This window comes from Protofrankia sp. CiP1_Cm_nod4, from assembly GCF_982290645.1.
In genome coordinates this window covers 26,921-28,309 of record NZ_CEVIVC010000041.1, presented here as the reverse complement: position 1 = coordinate 28,309, position 1,389 = coordinate 26,921, and the positions used below count along the sequence as shown (strand labels likewise).

General features: G+C 73.1%; 3 protein-coding genes. 1 reads left to right on the top strand and 2 read right to left on the bottom strand.

Annotated elements, in window-relative coordinates; genetic code table 11:
• Together AC5LSR_RS10385 and AC5LSR_RS10380 are read right to left on the bottom strand one after the other, a co-directional pair.
• On the bottom strand, window positions 1-770 hold a 770-nt coding region (locus AC5LSR_RS10385), incomplete at its 3' end, for an MBL fold metallo-hydrolase (RefSeq protein ID WP_493468386.1).
• Window positions 771-782: 12 nt separating this feature from the next.
• Window positions 783-953 (bottom strand): hypothetical protein, encoded by a 171-nt coding sequence (locus tag AC5LSR_RS10380; RefSeq protein WP_250285808.1) that lies wholly within the window; start codon window positions 951-953, stop codon window positions 783-785.
• Between the two features lie 203 nt (window positions 954-1,156).
• On the opposite strand from AC5LSR_RS10380, the gene AC5LSR_RS10375 reads away from it, so the two are divergent.
• On the top strand, window positions 1,157-1,369 hold the full coding sequence (locus AC5LSR_RS10375) for a hypothetical protein (RefSeq protein ID WP_250285807.1): 213 nt from the start codon (window positions 1,157-1,159) through the stop codon (window positions 1,367-1,369).
• Window positions 1,370-1,389 lie beyond the last annotated feature (20 nt).

The window sequence follows — 1,389 nt, the reverse complement described above, 5'->3', positions numbered from 1 at the left end:
ATCAGTGCCAGCCGCCGGGCGAGCTCGTCGCCGGGCGGGTTGCGGTGGCCGAGGTGGACGGCGACGACCCGGGTTGCCTCGGCCACGGCGCCCCGCCGCCGCAGCTCCGCGAGGACGTCGGCGAACGTCGCCAGGTCGAGGTGGTCGCCGAAGCCGGGCCGGTCGCCGTTGTTCTCCTCCATCAGCACGACGTCGAAGGCGCGGCCGGCCAGCGCGTCCAGGGTCGCCGGTGGCAGCGGCGCGGCGGTGTCGCAGGCGTAGAGCAGACGCCCGCCGTCGGGGGCCGTGATGTCGTAGAGCAGCGCCGGGCCCACGAACGCGGCTCCGTGGTTGGCCGCCAGCGCGCGGATGACGAAACCGTCCAGTGACAGGACGTCACCGGCATGTGCCGGGTGGAACCGCAACGCCCCGGTGTCCCCGTCCGGGGGCGCCACGAAGGGGCGGCAGGCGTCCAGCGAGGCGGGCGGCCCGACGACGTCCAGCGGGCGGGTGGCCACCGTCGACCACGTCCGCCACAGCAGGGCCTCGGGGCTGGTGTGATCGCCGTGGGCGTGGCTGAACAGCAGATGACGCACGTCGGCGAGCCGCACCCCGAACCTGGTGGCGGCGCGCGGCACGTCCGGCCCGCAGTCGATGAGCAGGCGGTCCTCGACGAGCACCGCGGTCTGGGTGCGCACCTGGTGTTCGCGGGCCCACCCGCAGGACGCGCACCCGCACCACGGGTTGGGCCAGCCGTCGGCCGACCCCGTGCCCAGCAGCCTCAGGCGCACCTGCCCGGACGCCTACGGGTGCGGATGACGCCTGCGGTCGGCCAGCGTCATGAGCGCGATCACGACACCGAGGAGCAGGATCGCGCCGATCGTGACCAGCCCGACCTGCCACCAGACCATGGGCGCCTCGTGCGACTCGGCGGTGGCCTCCGCGAGCAACGTCGTGACACCGTGCGAAGCCATGATCACGGTCTCCTTCCTCTGTGTCGACCGGCCCGGCCGTCCGACGGATCGTATGGGGTGTTTCCGTCCACCGGCCACCTGTTCGGTTCACCCAGCCGCCGCCGCTCTCGCCGCTGGTCGTCTCCTCCGGGCCCACCGCCGGTGTTGGATGGTCTCCGACGGACAGCGAAGAGGACCGACGACCTGGGCAAGGAGGCCAAACGGTGAGCTGGACCTGGCGTTTCGAGACGGAGGACGGTGGGGTGGTCACCCCCGCCGGCTCATTGCCGTCGGAGTCGTTCCCGACCCAGAGCGACGCCGAGACCTGGCTGGGGGAGATCTGGCAGGAGCTGCTGGCCGCCGGCGTCCAACAGGTGGTGCTCCACGAGGGCGACCGCAGGGTCTACGGCCCGATGAGCCTGCGGCCCGTCGACTAGCGGCCGTCGGCCGGTGACCG

Bases quoted from the DNA above. Each gene is read 5' to 3' on its own strand.
- AC5LSR_RS10380 (WP_250285808.1), bottom strand. From the start codon at position 953: ATGGCTTCGCACGGTGTCACGACGTTGCTCGCGGAGGCCACCGCCGAG.